This is a genomic window from Flavobacterium bomense (genome assembly GCF_003970355.1).
Map to the genome: position 1 here is coordinate 1 of NZ_RYDJ01000248.1, position 1,088 is coordinate 1,088.

The following is a 1,088-nucleotide window of genomic DNA, read 5'->3' on the forward strand; positions in this document are numbered from 1 at the left end:
TTCCGTTTTCTTTATCAAAAACAAGCCGTTCTACAATTCTTTCGTTCAACAAATGTTCAATAATGATGTCGTCAATGTCTGATTTGGTGACTTTTGAATATTCCACATTATCTGGATATACAATGATATTTGGACCAATGGAACATTTATTGGAGCAAACCGATTGCACGACTTTGATTCCGTCCTCAAGGTTGTATTCATTTAATTTGAAATTGATAAAAGCTACTAAATCAGCATCTGACGCTTGCTGGCAAGAACTACCGTTACATACCAATAAATTTTTCCTGTACCTATTACTCATTTTGAAATTATTTTGAGTTTGTATTATGCTTTTTATTTAAACACATAGATGCATAGTTTGAAGTGTTTTAATAAGCCATTTCATTTTGAAATAGTGAACATAGCTCTGTGTAAACCAAGAATTGGTCTATCTCATTCTTTTTTCTATGTTTCTATGTGTTTCAATATTTTTCGATTTAAAATTCAATTAATTATAATTAATGTGTTAAAATTTATTAATTGGCTAATTCATATTTTATGGGAATAATTCCATCGACCAATTCTCCTTTTTTGATGAATTTCTCAATGATTTCATCCGCTTTTTTAAGATCTACATACCCAAAAACCACCGGTTTTTCGTCCTGAATTGTAATTTCCAAAGTAGGTTCAGCATAGCAATATCCCATACATCCCGTTTGTTTTACATTGGCCACAATATTTCTTTTGGGTAATTCTTCTATAAAGAAATCCATTACCGCTTTCGCTCCTGATGCAATTCCGCAAGTAGCCATTGCAACTTTAATTTCGACCAATTTTTTATTGTCATTTTCGACGATTTGCTTCTGTTTTGCTTCGAGAATTGAAGTTCGGGTTTTATGTAAATCTGCCACTGATTTTATGGTTTCCATTGTAAAATGTTTTGTTTTTTTAACCCATTGGGTGTAATTTAATTTCTACTTTTTAAACACATAGAAACATAGTTTTTATTGATTTTATTAAGACGTTTCACTTTATTATAGTAATCATAGCTTTGTGAAACCAAGACCCTAGCGATAGCGAACTGGCGAAGCAATTGGTCTATCTTATTC

At 31.3% G+C, this 1,088-nt stretch carries 2 protein-coding genes; both read right to left on the reverse strand.

What is annotated here, in order from left to right:
• Positions 1 to 301: (2Fe-2S) ferredoxin domain-containing protein (locus EKL98_RS17080; protein ID WP_148104475.1), on the reverse strand; the 301-nt coding region annotated here is incomplete at its 3' end.
• A gap of 214 nt (positions 302 to 515) precedes the next feature.
• Positions 516 to 908, reverse strand: a complete 393-nt coding sequence (locus EKL98_RS17085; RefSeq protein WP_126563247.1) for a (2Fe-2S) ferredoxin domain-containing protein — start codon at positions 906 to 908, stop codon at positions 516 to 518.
• Between the last annotated feature and the right edge of the window lie 180 nt (positions 909 to 1,088).

Excerpts from the sequence above, each read along its gene's own strand:
- EKL98_RS17085 (WP_126563247.1), bottom strand. The coding sequence starts at position 908 with ATGGAAACCATAAAATCAGTGGCAGATTTACATAAAACCCGAACTTCA.